Source organism: Rhodococcus sp. EPR-147, from assembly GCF_001647185.1.
GTDB lineage: Bacteria > Actinomycetota > Actinomycetes > Mycobacteriales > Mycobacteriaceae > Rhodococcoides.
The window spans coordinates 1-3,699 of the sequence record NZ_LVCU01000175.1; the positions used below are offsets into that span (position 1 = coordinate 1).

A 3,699-nucleotide genomic window follows, 5' to 3' on the forward strand; every position below is an offset into this window, starting at 1 on the left:
GGTGTCGTCATCGGCTTCCCGGTGCTCACCTCGTACGCTCTCACCACTGCATCGGCCGGGCACAGCGCCGTTGTCATCGCATTGCTGCCGGCCGCCACCGCCGTCGTCGCTGTCGTTCGCGAACGGCAATCCGTGCGGCCGATGTTCTGGTTGGTCGCAGGCGTGGGCGCTGCCGTCGCAGTCGGATTCGCTGCCGTGCAAGGCGGGCAGTCGACGGGTGTGCAGTGGTCGGATCTGCTGCTGCTCGGAGCAGGGGTCGCCGCGGCGGTGGGATACGCCGAGGGCGGCCTGTTGTCGCGAGAACTCGGTGCGTGGCAGACGGTGTCGTGGGCGCTGGTCGTGTCCGTACCGGTCACCGGCGCATCGGCCGCGTTCGCGTGGTGGCAGCAACCCTCGACAGCAGGTGCGCCCGAGTGGGCAGCCTTCGGGTACCTGGCGGTGGTGAGCATGTACCTGGGGTTCTTCGCTTGGTACCGGGGATTGGCGATCGGTCCGATGTCCAGCGTCAGCCAGGTCCAGTTGATCCAACCTGTGCTCACCATCTGCTGGGCCGCGATCATCCTGCGCGAGGGCGTGACCTGGCCGGTGCTCGTGGGTGGAGCGGCGGTCATCGTGTGTGCAACAGTGGCGGTCCGGACCCGGATGTCGCCGACCGTTCGGCAGGAGGAGTTTTCGAAGTGACGAAATCGATCGATCAGGCGCGCAAGCTCGAGAACGTGCGGTACGACATTCGCGGACGCATTCTGGACAAGACCGAAGAACTCGAGGAGCAGGGGCACGCGATCCTGCGGCTCAACGTCGGCAATCCTGCCCCGTTCGGTTTCGAGGCACCGGACGAGATCATGATGGCGATGATCCGCAACCTTCCTACCGCACAGGGCTATTCGGATTCCCGGGGCCTGTTCTCTGCCCGCACCGCGGTGGTCCAGTACTACCAGACCAAAGGCCTGACCGATCTCGACGTCGGCGACGTCTACCTCGGCAACGGGGTATCGGAATTGATCACCATGACGATGCAGGCCTTGTGCAACCCTGAAGACGAAATCCTGATCCCGTCGCCCGACTATCCGTTGTGGACGGGCTCGGTGGCTCTCGCCGGGGGCGTACCCGTCCACTATCTGGCCGACGAAAGCCAGGACTGGGCTCCGGACTTCGAGGACCTCGAAGCCAAGATCACCCCCCGCACCCGCGCGATCGTGGTGATCAATCCCAACAACCCCACGGGAGCGGTGTATCCGCGTGAGGCACTGGAGCGATTTGTCGATCTGGCCCGCAAGCACGATCTGATTCTGCTGGCCGACGAGATCTTCGAGAAAATCGTCTACGGCGGTGCGGAGATGGTCAATCTCGCCACTCTGACGGGGAAAGATGTGCTGTGCCTGACCTATTCGGGTCTGTCGAAAGCGTACCGGGTGTGTGGATTTCGTGCCGGGTGGCTGGCGATCACGGGCCCGCGTCGGCGCGCGGCGAGTTTCATCGAGGGCATCACCCTGCTGTCCAATATGCGCATGTGTGCGAATGTGCCGGCGCAACATGCAATACAGACCGCGCTCGGCGGTCGGCAGTCGATCGAGGATCTCCTACTGCCGGCGGGCAGGCTGACCGCGCAGCGTGATCTGGCGCATCGCATGCTCAACTCCATCGACGGAATCAGCTGCGTGCAGGCAGCGGGTGCGCTGTACATGTTCCCCAAACTCGACACCGAACGCTTCGGCATCGTCGACGACGAGAAGTTCGTACTCGACTTGCTCGAGTCCGAGAAGATTTTGGTCAGCCACGGCCGCGCATTCAATTGGGATGTGCCCGATCACTTCCGACTGGTGACCCTGCCCAACGTGGACGATCTCGCAACGGCGCTCGAGCGGCTGGGCAACTTCATGAGCTCGTACCGGCAGTGAAGATCGACCGTGGACCGGTGTGCGTACAGGAAGCCGCACACCGGCCCTCACACTCGGGTGAGTTGGACGGTGAGAAAACCGTCACCGATTTGCACCACCGGTGTAGTCGGTCGAAACGTGCCAGGTGATGAGGTGGTTCTACCGAGGAAAGGACCACTGCCATGCCCGATCTCTTCAGTCCGTTCACGCTCAAAGGCGTCACGCTTCGAAACCGCATCGCCATGTCGCCGATGACGATGTACCGCGCCGTCGACGGGAAGATGAACGACTTCCACCTCATGTACCTCGGTGCGCGTGCGGCAGGCGGCTTCGGGATGGTGTTCCCGGAGCAGGTTGCGATCACGCCCGACGGACGCACCACTCCCGGATGCGCCGGGATCTACGACGACGATCAGATCGAGGGTCACGCTCGCGTGACGGCGATGATCAAGCAGATGGGCTCGGTCCCCGCGATTCAACTGGGACACACCGGACGCAAGGGCAGTGAAGTGCCACCGTGGCAGGGCGGACACCAGCTTCCGGCAGACCATCCCGACGGATGGGAGTGCGTTGCGCCGTCGGCGATTCCCTACGGCGGCAACCACTCGTTCCCCGTCCACGAACTCACCGTGCCCGAGATCAAGGCGATCCATCAGAGCTACGCCGACGCAGCTGTTCGTGCTGCGGAAGCCGGATACGAGTGGCTCGAAATGCACTACGCCCATGGTTATCTCGGTGCCAGCTTCTTCTCCCCGCTGGCGAACCAGCGCACCGACCAGTACGGCGGGAGCCTGGAGAACCGGGCACGGTTCCACCTCGAGGCACTCGACGCGGTGCGTGAGGTGTGGCCCGAGAAGTACCCGCTCACCATGCGATTGGGCTCGGACGACCACCACCCCGACGGGGTTCAGTTCGACGAATCCATGATCGCCATCGGATGGATGAAGGAACACGGCCTGGACATGGCCGATGTCAGCCTCGGCTTCAACACCGACGACATGGTGGACCCGCCGTTCGGCGACATGGGGTTCATGGTCGAGCGGGCCGCGCGGGTCAAGCGTGAGCTGGATATCCCGGTGACGTGCAGCTGGAATCTGGGCGTTCCGGAAAATGCGGACGCCGTGATCCGCGACGGCAAGATCGACGTGGTGTTGCTCGGTCGTCCGGCGCTGGCCAACCCGCATTGGCCGGTGTGGGCTGCACGCGAGCTCGGCCATGGTGACCCGTTCTCGCTGGTGCCCGAGGACTGGAGCTGGTGGCTGAAGAATTTCCGAGGACACGACCCGAGCATCGGATTGCCGCCGGCAAAGGTCGTCGAGGCCGAGCAGGAGCGCAAGATCGCGTAGAACCCAGGCGGGCCGGACGGCGATCACAGACCACCTGCGGACGGTAGGGTTCCAAGGGCTCGCATCATGAGGAGCCCAGCGGTGTTCTCGTATCGAAGCGGAGGTTTGTGATGGCCGGCGGACTGGTAGCCCTGCTCGACGACGTGGCAGCGCTGGCTCGTCTGGCAGCTGCATCGATCGATGATGTCGGTGCAGCGACCGGCAAGGCAACGGCGAAGGCGGCCGGTGTCGTGATCGACGACGCCGCCGTGACGCCGCAGTACGTCCGTGGTCTCGCGGCCGAGCGCGAACTGCCGATCATCAAACGCATCGCCGTGGGCTCGCTGCGGAACAAGCTGCTGATCATCCTGCCGATCGCGTTGCTGCTCAGCCAGTTCGTGCCGTGGTTGCTGACGCCCATTCTGATGCTCGGCGGCTGCTACCTCAGCTACGAGGCGGCGCACAAGATCTGGGGCGCACTGTTCGGCCACGGCGAC

At 64.1% G+C, this 3,699-nt stretch carries 4 protein-coding genes; all 4 read left to right on the top strand.

Annotation, left to right across the window (positions count from 1 at the left end):
- The coding region (locus A2J02_RS08905) for a DMT family transporter (RefSeq protein WP_068049399.1) at positions 1 to 681 on the top strand (681 nt) is incomplete at its 5' end.
- Positions 678 to 1,898 (top strand): pyridoxal phosphate-dependent aminotransferase, encoded by a 1,221-nt coding sequence (locus tag A2J02_RS08910; RefSeq protein WP_068049401.1) that lies wholly within the window; start codon positions 678 to 680, stop codon positions 1,896 to 1,898. The genes A2J02_RS08905 and A2J02_RS08910, both read left to right, overlap by 4 nt.
- A gap of 161 nt (positions 1,899 to 2,059) precedes the next feature.
- Positions 2,060 to 3,223: an NADH:flavin oxidoreductase/NADH oxidase gene (locus A2J02_RS08915; protein ID WP_068049402.1), complete on the top strand. Its 1,164-nt coding sequence runs from the start codon at positions 2,060 to 2,062 to the stop codon at positions 3,221 to 3,223.
- Between the two features lie 110 nt (positions 3,224 to 3,333).
- Positions 3,334 to 3,699 (top strand): DUF808 family protein (locus A2J02_RS08920; RefSeq protein ID WP_156516156.1); only part of this gene is annotated, 366 nt, incomplete at its 3' end.

Excerpts from the sequence above, each read along its gene's own strand:
- A2J02_RS08915 (WP_068049402.1), top strand. The coding sequence starts at position 2,060 with ATGCCCGATCTCTTCAGTCCGTTCACGCTCAAAGGCGTCACGCTTCGA.